This is a genomic window from Nocardioides terrigena (genome assembly GCF_003047265.1).
Classification (GTDB): Bacteria; Actinomycetota; Actinomycetes; order Propionibacteriales; family Nocardioidaceae; genus Nocardioides; species Nocardioides terrigena.
In genome coordinates this window covers 410,884-429,357 of the sequence record NZ_PZYY01000004.1, presented here as the reverse complement: position 1 = coordinate 429,357, position 18,474 = coordinate 410,884, and the positions used below count along the sequence as shown (strand labels likewise).

Here is an 18,474-nt window from a genome sequence, read left to right as displayed (position 1 = left end):
GCACATGGCCTAGCGTTGCGGCCGTGACGCAGACACCGGGCCCCGACGACAAGACGGCCGACCTCGGCTTCGCCCGCGTGGACCTCGAGCGCGCGGCCCGCACCGGCGACCCCGAGGTCGTCTACGGCGCCGGCAAGACCCCCGAGCAGGTGGCCGCGATCCTCACCACCCTGCACGCCAGCCACCCCGACCGGGCCGTGCTCGCCACCCGCCTGTCGCCCGAGGCCATGGACGCCGCCCGCACCGCGGGCGCCACCGTCCACGAGACCGCCCGGGCGGCGACCCTCGGACCCCTGCCCTCGGCCCGCGGCACGGTCGGCGTCGTGAGCGCCGGCACCTCCGATGCCCCCGTCGCCGCCGAGGTCGCCCTCACGGTCGCCTGCCATGGCTCCCAGCCGGTCGAGATCCGCGACGTCGGCGTGGCCGGGCTGCACCGGCTGATGTCGGTCCGGGACCGGCTCGACGAGGTGGACTGCCTCGTCGTCGTCGCCGGGATGGAGGGCGCACTGCCGTCGGTCGTCGGCGGCCTGACCGGCACGCCGCTCATCGCGGTCCCCACCAGCATCGGCTACGGCGCCTCGTTCGGCGGCCTGGCCGCCCTCCTCGGGATGCTCAACTCCTGCGCTCCGGGCGTGACCGTGGTCAACATCGACAACGGGTACGGCGCCGGCGTCGCCGCCGCCCGCATCGCCCGTCGCGTGGGTGCACCCGCGGGCCCGCAGGACGGGACCGACGGATGACCGTCTGGGTCGACGCGTCCGCCGGCGCCAGCGGCGACATGCTGCTCGGCGCCCTCCTCGGCGCCGGCGTCCCCCTCGACGTGCTCGGTCGGGCCGTCGACGCGGTCGCGCCCGAGCCGGTCGCGCTCGCCCCCGAGGCCGTCACCCGCAACGGCTTCGCCGCCACCCGCTGCCACGTCGAGATCGCAGACTCGGAGCACCACCGCAGCTGGCGCGACATCAGGGCCCTGCTCCAGCAGGCCGAGCTCGACGAGGAGGTCCGCGACCGCGCCACCCGCGCCTTCGAGCGGCTGGCGGTCGCCGAGGCCCGGGTGCACGGCGCCGACCCGCTCGACGTCGCCTTCCACGAGGTGGGGGCCCTGGACGCGATCGCCGATGTCGTCGGGGTCTGCGCTGGCTTCGCCTGGCTCGCCACCCACGTCGGTGGACCGGTCACGGTCTCGCCGGTCGCGGTGGGGTCGGGGTCGGTCCGCGGGGCCCACGGCACCATGCCCGTCCCGCCGCCCGCGGTCGCCGAGCTGCTGCGCGGCGTACCGTCGCTTGCCGGTCCCGGCAGCGCCGAGTCCTGTACGCCGACCGGTGCCGCCCTGCTGACCACGCTCGCCGACGCGTGGGGTCCCCAGCCCGCGATGGTCGTCGACGCGATCGGGATCGGCGCGGGCGGACGCGACCCGGACACGCACGCCAACGTGCTGCGGATCCTCACCGGACCGTCCGCGGCCGTCGACGGCTCCCCGCTGCTCATCGAGTCCAACATCGACGACCTCGACCCCCGGGTGTGGCCATCGGTCATCACCGCCCTCTTCGCCGCCGGGGCCAGCGACGCCTGGCTGACCCCGATCCTGATGAAGAAGGGTCGTCCGGCCCACACGCTGTCGGTGCTCACGTCGTCGACCACCGCGGAGGCGGTCCGCGAGGCGCTGTGGCGGCACACCTCCACGATCGGGGTCCGCGAGTCCCGCCTCGACAAGCACACCCTCGACCGCGAGATGGTCGCCGTCGAGGTCGCGGGGCAGCGGATCGCGGTCAAGCTGGCCCGCCACGGCGGCGAGGTGGTCAACGCGCAGCCCGAGTGGGAGGACGTCGCCCGCGCCGCCACCACCCTGGGGCGCCCGGCCAACGACGTGCTCGCCGAGGCCATCGCGGCCACCCGGGCCCTGCTGGCCTGAGACCCGCTCCCTAGGCTGATCGGGTGGACCCCGTCGTCGTCGCGCTCGCCTTCGCCGCCATCTTCGTGGTGGAGCTCCCCGACAAGACGTTCATCGCCACCCTCGTCCTCTCGACGAAGTTCCGGCCGCTCTTCGTCTGGATCGGCGTCGGCCTCGCGTTCTTCGTCCAGACCCTCATCGCGGTCGCCCTCGGCAAGGCCGTGAGCTTCCTGCCCGAGACCGTCGTGCACGTGGCGGCCGCGCTGATGTTCACCATCGGCGCCGTCATCCTGCTGCGCGAGGCGCGCTCGCACGACGCCGCCGAGCAGGACGAGGAGGAGAACTTCGCCGCCAAGGCCGGGGAGGCCCAGGGCTACAAGGTCATCCTCACCAGCTTCCTCGTGCTCTTCGCCGCCGAGTGGGGCGACCTGTCCCAGCTGCTCACGCTCTCGCTCGTCGCCAAGTACGACGACCCGGTCAGCGTCTTCATCGGCGCCTGGGGCGCGCTGCTGGCGGTCAGCGGGCTCGCGGTCATCGTGGGCCGGGTGCTGCTCACCCGCGTCCGGCTCAGCCTGCTCCACTACCTGGGTGCGGGGGTCTGCCTGCTCATGGCATGTTTGACGGTGTGGGAGATGACACGGGCCTGACGCCCGCCCGGCAGGTGGTCCTCGACCGGTACCTCCAGGTCAACGGGGAGCACCCGATGACCGAGGTGGACGACACCTACGTGCGGGCCGGCTTCGTGCCGGCCACCGACGAGCAGCTGGACCTGATGGCCGCCGGTCTGGTGCCGCTGCCGTCATACCGCCTCGCCGACGGCACCCCGATGGTCCCCCGCGACCACCTCGACCCCGTCGGGTGGGCCGGCGGCGCCGACCGGCTGCACGACTGGTTCGTCGCCTACTGGCCGGCCGACCGCCGCGACGACGCCGAGCGGGAGTGGGCGGCGTACCTCTCGGGCCGGTACGTGTGCCTCAAGCGCGTGTCGCCGCTGACCATCCGGGACAAGGACCGCTGGAGCGCCCGGCTCGACGCCGCGGTCGAGCGCCTGGCCGCGACGCCGGGCGACCACGTCGGCCGCGGCATGCTCGGCGAGGCCGTCGACCGGCTCGAGGACCTCCTGCTGCCGCAGACGACGTACGACGCGCTGCGCTTCGGCGGGGCGACCAGCTCCTGGCAGCGGGTCCAGCAGGCCCGCCGTGCCCACCTCGTCCCGGCGCTGCCCGAGCTGCCGATCCGCACCGAGCGGCTGGTGCTGCGGCGTGCGACGCCGGACGACGCCGACGACCTGTACGCCTACTACGGCCGCGAGGACGTCACCGAGCACCTGCTGCACGACGCGTTCAGCCGGCCCGAGATCGACGACATGCTGCGCCGGCGACTGGCCGAGCCGCGCAACCACCACGCCTGCAACCTCGTGGTCGAGCTCGAGGGGCGCGTCGTGGGCGACCTGGTGATCTTCCTCAAGGGCGAGGGCCACGACATGGCCGAGATCGGCTGGGTCATCAACCCGGACGTGGCCGGGCGGGGCATCGCCACCGAGGCGGCCACCGCGATGGCGGACCTGGCCTTCGGCCACTACGGCGTCCACCGGCTCTTCGCCGACCTCGACAGCCGCAACGAGCGCTCCCGGGCCCTCGCCCGCCGCCTCGGGATGCGGCTCGAGCTCGACGCCCGGGGTGACTACTGGTCCAAGGGCGAGTGGACCGACTCCCAGCGCTGGGCGATCCTCGCCGACGAGTGGGCGCGGCGTACGACCTGATCGGGGGCTGGCGCACCCGCGTGGGGCCACTAGAGTCAGCCCATGCCTGCAACCCACGGCGCCGACAGCGAGGTCGGCACGCTCAAGACCGTCATGCTCCACCGTCCCGGCAACGAGCTCAAGCGCCTGACCCCGCGCAACAACGACAAGCTCCTCTTCGACGGGATCCCGTGGGTGAGCCGGGCCCAGGACGAGCACGACGCCTTCGCGGACACGCTGCGCCAGCGCGGTGTCGAGGTGCTCTACCTGACCGAGCTCATCACCGAGACCCTCGCGAGCGAGGACGCCCGCAACCACGCCATCACCTCGGCGCTGAGCGGGCTCCACCTCGGCGACACGCTCCGGCGCTACCTCGCGTCCGCGCTCAAGGACTACTCGCCCGAGGAGCTGACGCAGGTGCTGACGGCCGGCATCCGCAACGACGAGGTCCGCGGCGGGCACGGCCTGGTCACCAGCCTGCTCAGCCCCTACGACTTCCTCGTCGACCCGCTCCCCAACCTGCTCTTCACCCGCGACTCCAGCGTGTGGATCCGGGACCGGGTGGCGATCACCAGCCTGGCCATGCCGGCGCGCAAGCGCGAGACCCAGCTGACCGAGCTGATCTACACCGAGCACCCGCGCTTCGCCGGCCAGACCCGCAAGATCCACGGCTGGCACAACGAGCACGTCGAGGGCGGCGACGTCCTGCTGCTCGCGCCCGGCGTCATCGCGGTCGGGGTCGGGGAGCGTACGACGCCCGCCGGCGTCGAGCGCCTCGCCCGCCAGGTCTTCGACGCCGACCTCGCGCACACCGTGCTCGCGGTGCCGATCGCGCAGGAGCGCGCCACCATGCACCTCGACACCGTCTGCACGATGGTCGACGTCGACAAGGTCGTGATGTACCCCAACGTCGCGCACACCCTCACCGCGATCACGGTCACGGTCGGCGACTGGGGCTCGGCCGAGCGGGACCTCGTCCTCGACGTCGCCGAGCCGGAGCCGTTCCTCGTGGCCGCCGCCAAGGCGATGCAGATCGACACGCTGCACCAGATCGACACCGGCCTGGACCCGGTCACCGCGGAGCGGGAGCAGTGGGACGACGGCAACAACACCCTGGCGCTGGCGCCGCGGGTGGCCGTGGCCTACGAGCGCAACGACGAGACCAACGACCGGCTCGAGGACGCCGGCATCGAGGTCGTCCGCATCGCCGGCTCGGAGCTGGGCTCGGGCCGCGGCGGCCCGCGCTGCATGTCGTGCCCGATCTCCCGTGACCCGCTGCCCGTGGACGAGGACGCGCTGTAGGGCGCCGCACGTCACACATCACGTCGGGGCCGCTCGCTCGTTGAGCGCAGTGACCCCGCACGTGCGCACGGAAGAAAGGCACCACCCATGACGTCCTCGATCTTCGACGGCCTCTCCCCCGCCGACGTCGCCCGGATCAGGTCCGCCGGCACGGCGCTCACCCTGCCGCAGGGCTGGTCCCCCATCTCGGAGCAGACCCCGGCCGACAAGGCCTACATCCTCGAGGAGGGGCAGGTCTCCGTACGCCGCCGCGGCGAGGAGGTCGCGACCCTCGGCCCGGGGCAGATCATCGGGGAGGCCGCCATCCTCAACCGCTCGCTGCGCACCGCCAGCATCGTCGCCACCACCCCGCTGCGGGTCATCCACTTCACCGGCGAGGCGCTCGAGCGCCTGGTCGGGGAGGTGCCGGCCTTCGGCGAGGCCGTGCGGTCGGCGACCGCCGGGCGTCAGGCCCAGCCCTGACCGACGACCTCCCTCCGGCCGCTCCGGCGACGGAGGTCACCGATCCGGACGCTGACGCACCCTCGTCCGCCGAGGTCCTCGCCGACGCGTACGACGACGTGGAGGCCTTCCTGCTCGGCGGTGCCCCCGCACTCACCCGGGTCGAGGTGGCCGAGCGCGCCGGCGTGCCTCTGGAGCTGGCCCAGGAGCTGTGGCGGCTGCTCGGCTTCGCCCACCAGAGCGACGACACGGTGGCCTTCACCGACAGCGACGTGCGCGCCCTCGAGCTGACGGCCGACCTGATGCGGATGGGCATCCTGGGCGAGGACTCGCAGGCCGCGCTGGTACGCACATGGGGTCGCAGCTACGCCCGGCTCGCGGAGTGGCAGACCAGCCTGCTGGCCGGCCTGGCGGTCGAGGGGCCCGACCCCGACGTCCGGATGGCCGAGCTCGCAGCCGGGGTGCTCCCCCGGGTGGAGGCGCTCCAGTCCTACGTCTGGCGCCGGCACCTCGCGAGCGCGGCGAGCCGGCTGTTGACGGCGGAGTCGACCGGGGCCGCCGAGGTGGACATGGCCGTCTGCTTCGTCGACATCGTCGGTTACACCACCCACAGCAAGAACCTCTCCGAGGGCGAGCTCGTGCAGTGGATCGAGCGCTTCGAGCAGGAGACGACTGGTGTTGCCGTCGACCGCGGGGGCCGGGTGATCAAGACCATCGGCGACGAGGTCCTGCTCACCGCCGACGACCCCGTCGCGGCGGCCGAGATCGCGCTGGCGCTCGTCGAGCGGGGCCTCGACGAGGACGACCCCTTCCCCGCGGTGCGCGCCGGCCTGTCCTTCGGACCCGTCGTGAGCCGGCTCGGCGACGTCTTCGGCCCGACGGTCAACATCGCGGCCCGGCTCACCTCGGTGGCCCGCCCGGGGACGGTCGTCGTGGACCGGGGGCTCCACGACGCGCTGTCGCCGCAGGAGGAGCCCGCCGAGACGCCTTCCTCCGCGGCGGCTTCCACCGAGCCGCCTTCCTCCGGGGCGGCGGGGACTCCCGACGACCCGGCGGCCGAGGAGCCGGACACCGACACCCCGTCGTACCGGCTGAAGCGGCTGCGCCGCGTCTCGGTCAAGGGCTACTCGCGCCTCGAGGCGTGGAGCCTGCGGCGTCCCAAGCGGGACTGACGCAGGGCGCCGGTCGGGGTCAGTGCGCGGGCAGCGAACCCGAGAGCCGCTCGTGGCGCTCGGCGCTGGAGGCGTTGAGGCCGATGATCTCGACCCTCTTGCCCTTGCGCTCGTACTTGGTGGTGATCGCGTCCAGCGAGGCCACCGTGGAGGCGTCCCAGACGTGCGAGGCCGACAGGTCGATGACCACGTGGTCGGGGTCGTCGGCGTACTCGAACTGGGTGTAGAGGTCGTTGCTGGAGGCGAAGAAGAGCTCCCCGGTGACGCGGTAGACGGCCGAGGTGGTGCCGTCCCGGTCCTCCACGAGCTCACGGTGCGTCTCGGTGAGGTGGGCGACCCGGCGGGCGAAGAGGGTCATCGCGACCAGGACGCCCACGCCGACGCCGATGGCGAGGTTGTGGCTGAGCACGGTGACCACGACGGTGGACGCCATCACGACGGTCTCGGACTTCGGCATCCGGCGCAGGGTGGCGGGCCGGACGGAGTGCCAGTCGAAGGTCCCGACCGACACCATGATCATCACCGCGACGAGTGCCGCCATCGGGATCAGCGCGACCACGTCACCGAAGCCGACGACCAGGACGAGCAGGAAGACACCGGCGAGGAAGGTGGAGATCCGGGTGCGGGCGCCGGAGGCCTTCACGTTGATCATCGTCTGGCCGATCATCGCGCAGCCGCCCATCCCGCCGAAGAAGCCGGTGATGACGTTGGCGGCACCCTGGCCCCACGCCTCCCGGGTCTTGTCGGAGTGGGTGTCGGTGATGTCGTCGACCAGCTTGGCGGTCAGCAGCGACTCGAGCAGGCCGACCAGCGCCATGGCGAGGGCGTACGGCGCGATGATGCGCAGCGTCTCCAGGGTCCAGGGCACGTCGGGCAGCAGCAGGCCGGGGAGGCTGTCGGGCAGCTCGCCCTCGTCACCCACGTCGGGGACGCTGAGCGCCGCCAGCAGGGTGAAGCCGGTGAGGGCCACGATGGCCACCAGCGGCGCCGGGACGACGGTGGTGACGCGCGGCAGGGCGACGATGATCGCGATGCCGACGGCCACCATCGGGTAGACGAGCCACGGGACGTCGACCAGGTGCGGTACCTGCGCCATGAAGATCAAGATGGCCAGCGCGTTGACGAAGCCGACCATGACGGAGCGCGGGATGAAGCGCATCAGCCTGGCCACGCCGACCAGGCCCAGCACCACCTGGAGCACGCCACCCAGCAGGACCGTGGCGATGAGGAAGTCAAGGCCGTAGGTGCGGGCGACGGGCGCGACGACCAGGGCGATGGCGCCGGTCGCGGCGGAGATCATCGCCGGGCGGCCACCGAGGAAGGCGATCGAGACGGCCATCGTGAACGACGCGAAGAGCCCGACCCGGGGGTCCACCCCGGCGATGATCGAGAACGAGATCGCCTCGGGGATGAGGGCGAGCGCGACGACGAGGCCGGCGAGGACCTCGGTGCGCAGCATCCGTGGCGACCGCAGCGCGTTGCGCACGGTCGGCTCGAGCACGGGAGTGGAGGTCGGGGAGGCAGAATGGGGCACGAGCGGAAACTCTAACCTCACGTAAGGGTAGGGTTGCAATCCGGACCGAGGTGAGAGGGACCACGTGAGCACCAACCCCGAGGCGGTCATGCACATCGGTGAGGTCGCCGCGCGCACCGAGCTGTCGCTGCGCAGCCTGCGGCACTGGGAGGAGGTCGGCCTCCTCCAGCCGTCGGGACGCAGCGACGGCGGGTTCCGCCTCTACACCGAGGCGGACGTGGAGAAGGTCCTGGTCATCCGCCGCATGAAGCCGCTCGGCTTCAGCCTGGACCAGATGAAGGCGGTCATGCGCGACATCGAGGCCCTCGACGACCCGGCCACGGGTGTCGGGGAGCGCGACGCCGTCCGGCAGCGCCTCGACGAGATCCGCCAGGACGCGACCGAGCGGCGTCGGGCGCTGGTGCGCCAGCTCGAGATGGCCGACGAGTTCATCGACCTCATCACGACCCGGCGGGGCTGACCTCCGCCACCGCTCAGTGCCCGACCGCCCCCACGGCCTCCTCGTGCACGTGCGGGAGACCGCGGTAGTGCCGGTTGCGGGCGGCCAGGACGACCAGGGCCAGCACCGACGCGACCAGGGAGCCGACGAGGACGCCGACCTTGACGTCGTCGTCGAAGCCGCTGCCCGTGCCGAAGGCGAGCTCGCCGACGAGCAGGGACACCGTGAACCCGATGCCGCCCAGCAGGGCCGCGCCGAGCAGGTCGGGCCAGCGCAGGTCGTCGTCCAGCCGCACCCCCGGCACCCGGGTGACGAGCCAGGCGGCGCCGGTGATGCCGACCGCCTTGCCGAGGACCAGCCCCGCGATGGTGCCCAGCGCGACCGGGGTGGAGACCGACTCCGCGAGCCCACCCAGTCCGCCCACGGTGACGCCGGCGGCGAAGAACGCGAAGACCGGCACCGCCAGGCACGACGACCACGGCTTGAGCAGGTGCTCCAGTCGCGCGGCCGGGCCGTGCGCGGCGGCCTCCTCGCGCTCGGCGGCCGACTCGGCCCGGACGCCCTGGTCGATGACCGGCACGCTCAGGCCGAGGAGGACCCCGGCGATGGTGGCGTGGATGCCGGACGCGTGCACGAGGGTCCACGCCACGAGCGCGAGCGGGACGAGCAGCCACCACACCGGGCGACGTCGTACGACGACCGCGAACGCGACGATCGCGACCAGCGACAGGCCCAGCGTCATCAGGTCGAGCCCGTCGGTGAAGCCCACGGCGATGATCGTGATGGCGATCAGGTCGTCCACCACCGCCAGGGTCAGCAGGAAGGTGCGCAGCGCCGCCGGCAGGTGCGTCGACACCAGAGCCAGCACAGCGACCGCGAAGGCGATGTCGGTGGCTGCGGGGACCGCCCACCCGGCCAGCTCGGCGGCGCCGCCGCCGAGGGCGGAGACGACAGCGAGGTAGACCAGGACGGGGACGACCACACCACCGACCGCGGCCGTGATCGGCACCAGCGCCCGGCGCGGGTCGCTGAGGTCGCCGGCGACGAACTCTCGCTTGAGCTCGAGGCCCACGACGAAGAAGAAGATGGCGAGGAGCCCGTCCGCCGCCCACTCGCCCACGGTCAGGTGGAGGTGCAGCGCCTCGGGGCCGAAAGCGGCGTCGCGGACCGCCGTGTAGAGGTCGACCGCCGGGGAGTTGGCGGCGACCAGGGCCAGCACGGTGGCGGCCGCGAGGAGGATCCCGCCGCTGAGCTCGAGGCGGGACCACTCACCGAGGCGGGCGAGACGGGTCGACGGGGCAGGGGTGGCATGGGTGTGGGGCGTCATGGCTCTTCCGGACAGGCAGCTGGCACGCGGACGGCTCCTCGGGGGAGCGTCGACGCGTGCGGGACGGGTCGGAGGCTGGGCTCAGGGCCGCGCGGGGCGGACCGGGAGCACCCGGGCTCGAGGAGCCGGACATCCCGTCTGGTGGTCGCCCCAGGTCGAGACGTACCCGTTGGTGCCGATCGCCGAGAGCGTCTGCCCGTCGGCTGTCGACGCACGCATCCCCACGAGCGGGGCGGCGCAGCAGTCGGTCACGACCCCCACGGTACCGGGGAGGAATCGGGGCGCCCAGTCGTCGAAGGTCACACGGTGGCGCGCGGGGCGTACATGATCACGGCGACCCCGACCAGGCAGATGAGCGCGCCGGTGACGTCGTACCGGTCGGGCCGGAAGCCGTCGGCGACCATGCCCCAGAGCAGCGAGCCGGCGACGAACACTCCGCCGTACGCCGCGAGGATCCGGCCGAAGTTGGCGTCGGGCTGGAGCGTGGCCACGAAGCCGTAGAGACCCAGCGCGATCACGCCGGCACCGATCCACACCCAGCCGCGGTCCTCCCGGACGCCCTGCCAGACCAGCCAGGCGCCGCCGATCTCGGCGACGGCGGCCAGGGCGAACAGGAGCAGCGACGTGGCGATCGACATGGTCGCGAGTGTGCCAGCCCGGAGGCGGCGGCCGGCCAAGCGACGGCGCGGGGACTTCCGCATGAAATGTGGTGGCCCGGCCGCTGTTGACGGGGGAAACAACAACGACCGGGCGAACGAAAACCTACCGTCCGGTCACAACGCCGACAAGGTCTTGAGCCAAATCAAGTTGATCCTTAACGGATCGTCACCTGTCGGTTGGCCAGCCCGGCCCGGGCGGAGCGCTGCTCCGGCGTCAGGTCGGAGGTGTCGGCGAGCGCCTTCTCGAGCTCGGCGGCGAAGCGCTGGGCGGGCTCCTCGAGCACCTCTGCGCCGGTGCCGACCGGAAGGTCCCAGACGGGCGCGAGCAGGCCGTGCGCGCGGAACATGCCGACGAAGCGCGAGCCCTCCGCGACGCTGTCCTTCCCGGCGGCGTGCAGCCGGGCCAGCGCGTTGAGCAGCTCGTCCTCCGGGTGCGGCATCACCCAGCGCAGGTGCTCCTTGGGTCCCACGTTGGTCCAGTACGCCGCCTCGACGCTCGCGAGCCGGGTGGTCGGGTTGGCGGCGCCGTTGGCCTGCTCGAGCGCGGCCTGCGTCGACGCGTCCTGGTCCTCGACGTCGTCGATCCAGTAGCCGAAGCCGTCGTGCACCGTGATGTCGAGCTCGGTGTCGTTGATGAGGTCCTGGAGCCGCGGGCCCTCGCCGGGCGCCTCGGTCAGGCCGATGATCCCCGGCTCCTCGGTGGCGAGCGCCTTCTCCAGCACGGCACCCAGGTCGCGGGCGGGATCGCCGTACTGGTGTGCGACCTGCAGGCCCAGCCAGATCGCTCCGGAGTCGCGCACCATCGCGGGCGCCGCCATCGGCAGCAGCGTGCACAGTCGCACCTCGCGGTCGGTGCCCTTCACGTCCAGCGGGACGGTGGCGGCCGGGACCAGCTCGCGCAGGGCGATCACGTCGCACTCGCCGGGCATGCCCTCGAAGGGACGGCTCACGAACGCCGGAGCGGCTCCGCCGGCGGCACCGTGGCACGCCTTGTAGCGCTTGCCGGAGCCGCAGGGACAGGGCTGGCGCGGGCCGACCTCGCCGTCGACGGGAGCAGCGTGGTCACGGGCCTTGGTGCGGGACTTCTTCGCCATGGGGGCGAGGCTATCCAACGCCTCCGTCGGGCGGACCGTCGAGGAGCTCGAGGAGGTAGGCCGGCCGGTCGGTGATGACCGCCCGGGCGCCGAGGTCGAGGCACAGCTGCAGGTCCGCCTCGGAGTTGACGGTCCACACGTGCACCTGGCGACCCGCCCGCCGCAGCGACCGGCGCAGGCCCGGGTGCTCACGCAGCTCGCCGATGCCCGGACCGATGATCCAGTCGTCGCCCACGACCCGCCGCAGCATCGGCCAGTGGTGCGCCTTCTCCACGAGCATCACGACGTCGACGTCGGGGGCGAGCCGCTTGGTGCGCTGCAACGCCGTGAACGAGAAGCTCATCACCCGCGCCGGACTGCCGGCGCGGTCCCAGCCGAAGTCGGAGAGCAGCTCGACGACGCGCTTCTCCACCAGCCCGCCGTACCGCGTCGGGTGCTTGGTCTCGATGGCCACCTCCACCCGGCGATCGGCATCGGCCACCGTCTCCAGCAGCTTGCGCAGCGTCAGCACCTTGCCGTCGGTGGGGTCGAGCTCCGGAGCCTCGTCGTCCATGTCGGACCACGGGTTCTTCCACCGGGCGAAGTCCAGCTCGTCGAGCTCGGCGAGGTTCATCGTCGAGACGAGGCCGCGCGAGGACGCCGTGCGCCGCAGGTCGCGGTCGTGGACACAGACCAGGTGGCCGTCGGCCGTCAGGCGTACGTCGCACTCGAGCGCCTCCGCACCGAGCTCGATGGCCCGGGTGTAGGCGCGCAGGGTGTGCTCGGCGGTCTCGTCGCTGGCGCCCCGGTGGGCGACGACCTGCGGCCTCATGCGTCGAGGGTAGGGCTCCGGACGCGAGAGCAGCGTCACCCACGTCGACGTACCGTGGCGGAACCACCACCCCTCGCGTCGGCGAGCACGGCCGGCGCCCGACGATGAGGTTGCACGATGACCAGCACCCGACGACACCGCGGCGCACGCAGGACCACGCTCGCCGCCGCCCTCTCCGCCCTGCTCACCGCCGGTCTGGCCGCGAGCCTCACCACGGCCCCCGGGGCGACGGCCGGTCCTCCGGACGACGTGTTCCCACCCCGGATCGAGCTGCCCGACGGCTTCCAGCCCGAGGGGATCACCATCGGCCGCGGCGCCACGGCGTGGTTCGGCTCCCGGGCCGACGGCGACATCCACGAGGTCGACCTCCGGACCGGTGAGGGCGAGACGATCAGCCAGGGCCCCGGTCCGGGCAACCCGGCGGTGGGGCTCAAGGTCGACCAGCGCGGACGGCTCTTCGTCTCCGGCGGCACGGCCGGTGACGCCCGCGTCGTCGACACGCGGACCGGTGAGCTGCTCGCGCGCTACCAGCTCTCCACGGCGACGGACCGCTTCATCAACGACTCGTTGATCGTCGACGACACCGTGTGGTTCACGGACTCGCGCAGCGCCCGGCTCTTCGCCCTCCCGCTCGGTCGCGGTGGCTTCCTGCCCGCGGCCGGCGAGGTCGTCACGGTGCCGCTGGGCGGCGAGTGGGTCCAGCCGGGGGTCGGGGTAAACGGCGCCAACGGCCTGACCGAGACCCCCGACGGCTCGGCCCTGCTCGTCGTCAACGCCGGCGTCCTCTACCGGGTCGACCGCGGGACGGGTGACGCCCGGGTCGTCGACCTCGACGGCGCGTCCGTCGAGAACGGCGACGGGATGCTGCTGCGGGGCCGCACGCTGTACGTCGTGCAGAACCGCCTCGACCAGGTCGCCGTCCTGGAGATGGAGCGCGACGGCAGCGCCGGGATGCTGGTCGACACCATCGCCGGGACCGACTTCGACGCGGCCGTGGACGTCCCGACCACCGTGGCGGCGTTCGGACGCTGGCTCTACCTGCCCAACGCCCGCTTCACCACGCCGGCCGAGCCCGGCACGGCGTACTGGGTGAGCCGGGCCGAGATCCCGCGCACGCGCTGACCCCCTCGTCGGTAGTCCGTGACGATCGGACCCCTGAAATCGAGTGTCCGGGGTCCCTTCGTCACGGACTACCCCGGGTCGAGGGTCGCCCCTCCCCCGGACGCGCGCCGGATCAGGCGTCGGCGGTCTCCCGGCGCCAGGGCTGGATGAAGTCGTTGCCCTCGATCCCCTCCACCGCCATGGTCAGCTGCCCGGCCAGCGCGCCGTCGAGCTGCTCGCGGATGATGTCGGCGTGGCCGGCGTGCCGGGCGAACTCCTCGATCATGTGCAGCACCAGGGAGCGCCGGTTGACCACGCTCGGCTCCATCCGGCCGAACCACGGCGCCGGCGCCTCCAGCACCTCGGCCGACGGGTCCACCGCCGCCACCGCGGCGAGGAGGGCGTCCGTCGCGGCGTCGTACCGCTCGACGACCTGCTCGAGGGTCTCGTCGGGGCTGAGCGCGAAGCTGCCGTAGAAGACGCCGTAGTCCTCCTCGGTGAGCTCCCAGCCCCGCTCGCCGCGGTTCTGCGCCTCCCGGCGCTCCCACGTCACCCAGGCGGTGGCGAGGTGCTTGAGGATCCCGCCGATGCTCAGAGCGGACCGCGTCGGCGTCATCCGCGCCTCATCGTCGGTCAGGCCGTGCGCGGCGGTGCGGGCGGCGACGACCTGCTCACGCAGGAAGGCGGTGAGGGCCTCGGACTCGGTGCGGGTGGTGGGCTCGATCATGGGGACTCCCCTGTCTGTGGTGGCTTGTTGCCGTGCCTCCACCCTCCCGCCGCAGGCGGACAGGATCGGTCCGCAGTCGCCCTCCATACTGTGCGCATGCGCGTGTCTGCCTGGCTCACCCAGTTCCTCGTCGCCGCGGTCGTCTTCAGCGTGATCGACGTGCTCTGGCTGAGCACCGTCGCCACCGACCTGTACGACGAGCAGCTCGGGGCGCTGCGGGCCGAGTCGCCGAACGTGCTGGCCGCCGTGCTCGTCTACCTCGTGCTGCTGGCGGGGCTGGTCCACTTCGTCATCCACCCGGCCGTCGCGGCGGGGTCGTGGCGCCGGGCCGTCGGGGTCGGCGCGTTCTTCGGCTTCGTCGTCTACGGGGTCTACGAGCTCACCAACCTGGCCGTCGTCGACGGCTGGCCGGCGGCGCTGGTGCCGATCGACATGGCGTGGGGGACGTTCCTCTCGGCCGCGGTCGGGGTCGGGACGTACGCCGTCGTCCAGCGGCTCCCGGCCTGGGCCCGCTGACCTCTTGGTCGTCGGCTCGTCACCGGGGAAGATCGTCCCGCGCAGGGCCGGACGATGTTCCCCGCTGATCCGGGTGGTCAGGCCCTAGTTGGCGTGCTCGCGCAGGTAGCGCCCGAAGTGCGGCACCGTGAACGCGATCCGGCCGCGCTCGCCGGAGTAGATCAGCCCCTTCTTGAGCAGCGAGTCGCGCGCCGGGCTCAGCGACTGGGGCTTCTTGCCCAGGGCGGCCGCGACGTCCGCGGTCGGGACGGCGTCGGGCGCGTCCTGCTCGGTGCCGGCCACGTCGGCCATCGCCCGCAGGTAGTCGCGCTCCCCCGGTGTGGCCCGCTCGTAGCGGCTGCCGAAGAAGCCGACCGCGAGCTCGGCGTCGGCCTCGGGAGCGGCCACCGCGACGTCGGCCGCGGTGATCGGCGAGCGGGGCGCGCGGTCCCAGACGGCCTTGCCGTAGGCCTGGATGAAGTAGGGGTAGCCGCCCGTCGCGGCGTACATCGCCTCGAGCGCACCCGCCTCGTAGAGGGCGTCCTCGTCCTCGGCCGGCACGGTGAGCGCGAGGTCCGCCGCCTCGCGGGTGAGGCGGTCGATGCGCTGGTAGCGGAAGAGCCGCTCGGAGTAGGACTTGCTGGCCGACAGCACCGCCGGGAGGTGCGGCAGTCCGGCGCCGACCACGATCACCGGCAGCCCCGACTGGCTGATCTCGTGGCACGCCGCGCAGAGCGCCGACACGTCGTCGGGGCCGAGGTCCTGCATCTCGTCGATGAAGATCGCGATGCCCTTGCCCTTGTCGGCGGCGAGCCCGCCGAGGTCGGTGAAGAGCTCGACGAGGTCGATCTCGATGTCGCCGGAGTCGGCCCGCCCGCGGACGGCCGGGGCGTCGATCCCCGGGCTCCACTGGTCCCGCATCTTGGCGGCCGGCCCCGCGTCGCGCTGGGCGAAGGCCTTGATCACGCCGAGCACGTGGTCGACGCTGTCGGCATCGCGGTGGCCGAGCTCGCGGACCGCCTGGTGCAGCGCCCCGCTGAGCGGACGACGCAGCCCCTGGTCGGGCCTGGCCTCGAGCTTGCCGGTCCCCCACTGGCGGCGTACGGCGGCACCGCGCAGCGCGTTGAGCAGCACCGTCTTGCCGACCCCCCGGAGCCCGGTCAGCACCAGGCTGCGCTCGGGGCGACCGCGGGACACCCGCTCGAGGACGACGTCGAAGGCGGCGAGCTGCTCGTCGCGGCCGGCGAGCTCGGGCGGGCGCTGGCCGGCGCCGGGGGCGTAGGGGTTACGGATCGGGTCCACGATGTGACGGTATCGGGCTCTCTAGCCAGATCCTTAGACATCGCGAGACTCGGCGATCGTGTCGCAGCTGGACGAGCAGCCGTACGACGCTCAGCCGGCCTGCTTGCCCTCCTCGGGGAGCGCGCCACCCCGCTCGGCGCGGTCGCGCGCGACGGCGTACGCCTCGGTGAGACCGGTCCGGAGCATGGCGATCAGGTCGGGGACCTCGTCGACGGACAGGCGGAAGGTCCCGGCGCAGAGGTTGTCGCGCCACAGCGACAGGACCACCACGTCCGCCTCGGGGTGCCACGAGACGCGCAGCGACCGGTCCTCACCCCGGGGGTCGAGGTAGACGGCCCCGGTGCGGGGCAGTGGTCGCGGCTGGGCCATGGTCCATTGTGACCCCGACCACAAGGGGCTGTCACGCGTCCTAGACTCGGCGCATGCCCGAGCTGCCCGAGGTGGAAGCGCTGGCCCAGGACCTCCGGGGCCGGCTCGTCGACCGTGCGATCGCCCGCATCGACCTGGCGGCCTTCAGCGCGCTGAAGACCTTCGACCCGCCGCTGCAGTCGCTGCACGGCACCCTCGTCGAGGACGTCACCCGCCACGGCAAGTTCCTCGACATCACCGCGAGCGGCACCCACCTCATCGTCCACCTCGCCCGCGCGGGCTGGATCCGCTGGCGTGACGACGTGCCGGCGCTCCCCGCCCGCCCCAACAGCAAGAACCCGCTCGCCGCGCGGGTGGTCATCGACGACCCGGACTTCGAGACCACGCCGGGGCTCGACATCACCGAGGCCGGCACGAAGAAGAGCCTGGCGATCTACGTCGTGCGCGACCCGCAGGAGGTCCCCGGCATCGCCCGGCTCGGGCCCGATCCGCTGGACGACGCGTTCACCATCGACGTGCTGGCCGGGATCCTGCAGAGCGAGGGCCGCAAGCAGATCAAGGGCGTCCTGCGCCACCAGGGCACCATCGCCGGGATCGGCAACGCCTACTCCGACGAGCTGCTGCACGCCGCACGCATGTCGCCGTACAAGCCCGCCAGCTCGCTCGACGAGGCCGAGGTGCAGACCCTGTACGACGCGATCCGCACCGTCATCGGCGCGGCCGTCGAGCGGTCCCGTGGCCTGGCCGCCAGTGAGCTCAAGGGCGAGAAGAAGTCCCACCTCGCCGTCCACGGCCGGACGGGCCAGGCGTGCCCGGTGTGCGGGGACACGGTGCGCGAGGTGAGCTTCGCCGACTCGAGCCTGCAGTACTGCCCGACCTGCCAGACCGGCGGCAAGCCGCTCGCGGACCGCCGGATGAGCCGGCTGCTGAAGTAGCTCCCCCTAGACCACGTGGGGGTCGCCGACCACCACGTCGGACACGACGATGTCGATGCTGCCGCGGGTGAACTCGGGGTCCGGACCGAGGATGCCGAGGACCACCGCGTGCACCTCGTCGCGGGCGACCTCGGCCTGCGCGCGCAGGTCGATGCCGTAGGAGCAGACGAGGGTGACCTCGACGCGGCGCAGCCGCTCGTCCTCGATCACCAGGTCGATGGCCTCCGGGGCCAGGGTCGGCTCACGCAGGGCGCGCCGCAGCGCGGTGGTGAGGATCCGGGCGGATACCCACGTGCGGGAGCCGGCGTCGTCGCGCTCGGTGGCCCCGTCGTGGCCGAAGGCCAGGATGGGCTCGGACGGGGCGACCGTGGCCCGCACGCGGGACATGATCGACCCGGACAGCTCGATCCAGCCCGCGGGCTCGTCGTGCCGCGCGGCCTCCAGGGCCCGGTCGAGCGGGTCAGGTCTGGGCTCTATCGCCATCGTGCCATCCTCTCCGCCAGGGTGCGTCGGCCCCGGTGCAGGTGCCCGCGGACACTGCCCTCGGACACCCCCAGGGTGACTGCGATCTCGTCGTAGCTCATCTCTTCGACCTCCCGCAGCAGCCAGGCGGCCCGCTGGTGCCACGGCAGCTCCGCGAGGGCCACCTGCAGCGCCGCGAGCAGCTCGGCGTCCAGCACCTGCTGCAGGGGGTTGTCCTGCGCCGGGCGCACCATCGTCGACAACAGGTCGTCGTTGACCGGGATCGCCTTGCGGTGCCGTTGCAGGTCGGCGGCCCGGCGGTGGACCAACCGGAACAGCCACGTCTTGAGGCTGGAGCGCCCGGCGAACGTGGCGAGGTCCTTCCAGGCCGACACCAGTGCCTCCTGGGTCACCTCGCCGGCATCGCTCTCCGAGCCGACCAGCCGCACGGCGTAGCGGTACATCCCGGGGCCGTAGCGGTCCACGATCACCGCGAACGCGTCCTCGTCGCCGAGTCGGGCCGCCCGGACCAGGGCATCGTCGGTCGGCTCGGCCACGAAACCCGACATTCCCCACCCCCTCCGACAGCCCGAGGGACCTGTGTCCCGGCCTTCACCCTAGGACGTGGCGGAAGGCGTGACGCAGGCCACACGAACGGGGCGTGAGGAATCGGCC

General features: G+C 72.9%; 22 protein-coding genes. 11 read left to right on the top strand and 11 right to left on the bottom strand.

The window, feature by feature from the left end; translation table 11 throughout:
* The first annotated feature begins 23 nt into the window (after positions 1–23).
* The 7 genes from larB to DAE25_RS11265 all read left to right on the top strand — a co-directional run bounded on the left by larB (position 24) and on the right by DAE25_RS11265 (position 6,544).
* On the top strand, positions 24–740 hold the full coding sequence (gene larB, locus DAE25_RS11295) for a nickel pincer cofactor biosynthesis protein LarB (RefSeq protein WP_107766280.1): 717 nt from the start codon (positions 24–26) through the stop codon (positions 738–740).
* Positions 737–1,909 carry a nickel pincer cofactor biosynthesis protein LarC gene (larC, locus tag DAE25_RS11290; protein WP_107766279.1) on the top strand — a complete coding sequence of 391 codons (1,173 nt, stop codon included), beginning with the start codon at positions 737–739 and terminating at the stop codon, positions 1,907–1,909. The genes larB and larC overlap by 4 nt, the downstream gene beginning before the upstream one ends.
* Before the next feature lie 23 nt (positions 1,910–1,932).
* A complete protein-coding gene (locus tag DAE25_RS11285; RefSeq protein ID WP_107766278.1) occupies positions 1,933–2,535 on the top strand; it encodes a TMEM165/GDT1 family protein in 603 nt (200 codons plus the stop codon).
* Positions 2,514–3,650 (top strand): GNAT family N-acetyltransferase, encoded by a 1,137-nt coding sequence (locus DAE25_RS11280; RefSeq protein WP_159083685.1) that lies wholly within the window; start codon positions 2,514–2,516, stop codon positions 3,648–3,650. Before DAE25_RS11285 ends, DAE25_RS11280 begins: the two co-directional genes overlap by 22 nt.
* Positions 3,651–3,692: 42 nt before the next feature.
* Complete coding sequence (locus tag DAE25_RS11275; protein ID WP_107766276.1) at positions 3,693–4,931, top strand: arginine deiminase; 1,239 nt, start codon at positions 3,693–3,695, stop codon at positions 4,929–4,931.
* Positions 4,932–5,018: 87 nt separating this feature from the next.
* Positions 5,019–5,393 (top strand): cyclic nucleotide-binding domain-containing protein, encoded by a 375-nt coding sequence (locus DAE25_RS11270; protein ID WP_107766275.1) that lies wholly within the window; start codon positions 5,019–5,021, stop codon positions 5,391–5,393.
* A gap of 98 nt (positions 5,394–5,491) precedes the next feature.
* Complete coding sequence (locus tag DAE25_RS11265) at positions 5,492–6,544, top strand: adenylate/guanylate cyclase domain-containing protein (protein WP_107766274.1); 1,053 nt, start codon at positions 5,492–5,494, stop codon at positions 6,542–6,544.
* A 19-nt stretch (positions 6,545–6,563) separates the two neighbouring features.
* Here the strand turns inward: DAE25_RS11265 and DAE25_RS11260 are convergent, their stop codons facing one another.
* Positions 6,564–8,078, bottom strand: coding sequence for a SulP family inorganic anion transporter (locus DAE25_RS11260; protein ID WP_234410980.1), 1,515 nt, complete (start codon positions 8,076–8,078; stop codon positions 6,564–6,566).
* Positions 8,079–8,142: 64 nt separating this feature from the next.
* Here DAE25_RS11260 and DAE25_RS11255 point away from each other — a divergent pair, with 64 nt between their 5' ends.
* Positions 8,143–8,538, top strand: a complete 396-nt coding sequence (locus tag DAE25_RS11255; protein WP_199907541.1) for a MerR family transcriptional regulator — start codon at positions 8,143–8,145, stop codon at positions 8,536–8,538.
* 13 nt (positions 8,539–8,551) lie between these two features.
* Here DAE25_RS11255 and nhaA read toward each other — a convergent pair whose 3' ends face one another.
* The 5 genes from nhaA to DAE25_RS11230 all read right to left on the bottom strand — a co-directional run bounded on the left by nhaA (position 8,552) and on the right by DAE25_RS11230 (position 12,408).
* The gene (gene nhaA / locus DAE25_RS11250; RefSeq protein WP_107766272.1) at positions 8,552–9,844 is read right to left on the bottom strand and encodes a Na+/H+ antiporter NhaA; all 1,293 of its coding nucleotides are present in this window, start codon (positions 9,842–9,844) and stop codon (positions 8,552–8,554) included.
* An 81-nt stretch (positions 9,845–9,925) separates the two neighbouring features.
* Positions 9,926–10,096, bottom strand: coding sequence for a hypothetical protein (locus DAE25_RS11245; protein WP_159083684.1), 171 nt, complete (start codon positions 10,094–10,096; stop codon positions 9,926–9,928).
* Between the two features lie 47 nt (positions 10,097–10,143).
* Positions 10,144–10,482: a YnfA family protein gene (locus DAE25_RS11240; protein WP_107766270.1), complete on the bottom strand. Its 339-nt coding sequence runs from the start codon at positions 10,480–10,482 to the stop codon at positions 10,144–10,146.
* A 176-nt stretch (positions 10,483–10,658) separates the two neighbouring features.
* Positions 10,659–11,597, bottom strand: coding sequence for a DUF5926 family protein (locus DAE25_RS11235; RefSeq protein ID WP_107766269.1), 939 nt, complete (start codon positions 11,595–11,597; stop codon positions 10,659–10,661).
* A 10-nt stretch (positions 11,598–11,607) separates the two neighbouring features.
* Entirely contained in the window at positions 11,608–12,408 is an 801-nt protein-coding gene (locus DAE25_RS11230) for a glycerophosphodiester phosphodiesterase family protein (RefSeq protein ID WP_056888078.1), read from the bottom strand.
* A gap of 117 nt (positions 12,409–12,525) precedes the next feature.
* Here DAE25_RS11230 and DAE25_RS11225 point away from each other — a divergent pair, with 117 nt between their 5' ends.
* On the top strand, positions 12,526–13,530 hold the full coding sequence (locus DAE25_RS11225; RefSeq protein ID WP_107766268.1) for an NHL repeat-containing protein: 1,005 nt from the start codon (positions 12,526–12,528) through the stop codon (positions 13,528–13,530).
* Positions 13,531–13,642: 112 nt separating this feature from the next.
* Here DAE25_RS11225 and DAE25_RS11220 read toward each other — a convergent pair whose 3' ends face one another.
* Positions 13,643–14,236 (bottom strand): mycothiol transferase, encoded by a 594-nt coding sequence (locus DAE25_RS11220; RefSeq protein ID WP_159083683.1) that lies wholly within the window; start codon positions 14,234–14,236, stop codon positions 13,643–13,645.
* 96 nt (positions 14,237–14,332) lie between these two features.
* Between DAE25_RS11220 and DAE25_RS11215 the strand changes: the two genes are divergently transcribed.
* Entirely contained in the window at positions 14,333–14,752 is a 420-nt protein-coding gene (locus DAE25_RS11215; protein ID WP_107766266.1) for a DUF2177 family protein, read from the top strand.
* An 84-nt stretch (positions 14,753–14,836) separates the two neighbouring features.
* On the opposite strand, the gene DAE25_RS11210 is transcribed toward DAE25_RS11215, so the two are convergent.
* Entirely contained in the window at positions 14,837–16,033 is a 1,197-nt protein-coding gene (locus DAE25_RS11210; RefSeq protein WP_107766265.1) for an ATP-binding protein, read from the bottom strand.
* A gap of 90 nt (positions 16,034–16,123) precedes the next feature.
* Positions 16,124–16,402: a hypothetical protein gene (locus tag DAE25_RS11205; RefSeq protein WP_107766264.1), complete on the bottom strand. Its 279-nt coding sequence runs from the start codon at positions 16,400–16,402 to the stop codon at positions 16,124–16,126.
* 53 nt (positions 16,403–16,455) lie between these two features.
* On the opposite strand from DAE25_RS11205, the gene DAE25_RS11200 reads away from it, so the two are divergent.
* Positions 16,456–17,337 (top strand): Fpg/Nei family DNA glycosylase, encoded by an 882-nt coding sequence (locus DAE25_RS11200; RefSeq protein WP_107766263.1) that lies wholly within the window; start codon positions 16,456–16,458, stop codon positions 17,335–17,337.
* Between the two features lie 6 nt (positions 17,338–17,343).
* Here the strand turns inward: DAE25_RS11200 and DAE25_RS11195 are convergent, their stop codons facing one another.
* Together DAE25_RS11195 and DAE25_RS11190 are read right to left on the bottom strand one after the other, a co-directional pair.
* On the bottom strand, positions 17,344–17,820 hold the full coding sequence (locus tag DAE25_RS11195) for a hypothetical protein (protein ID WP_107766262.1): 477 nt from the start codon (positions 17,818–17,820) through the stop codon (positions 17,344–17,346).
* The gene (locus DAE25_RS11190; protein ID WP_056888071.1) at positions 17,811–18,368 is read right to left on the bottom strand and encodes an RNA polymerase sigma factor; all 558 of its coding nucleotides are present in this window, start codon (positions 18,366–18,368) and stop codon (positions 17,811–17,813) included. Before DAE25_RS11190 ends, DAE25_RS11195 begins: the two co-directional genes overlap by 10 nt.
* Positions 18,369–18,474: the final 106 nt, after the last annotated feature.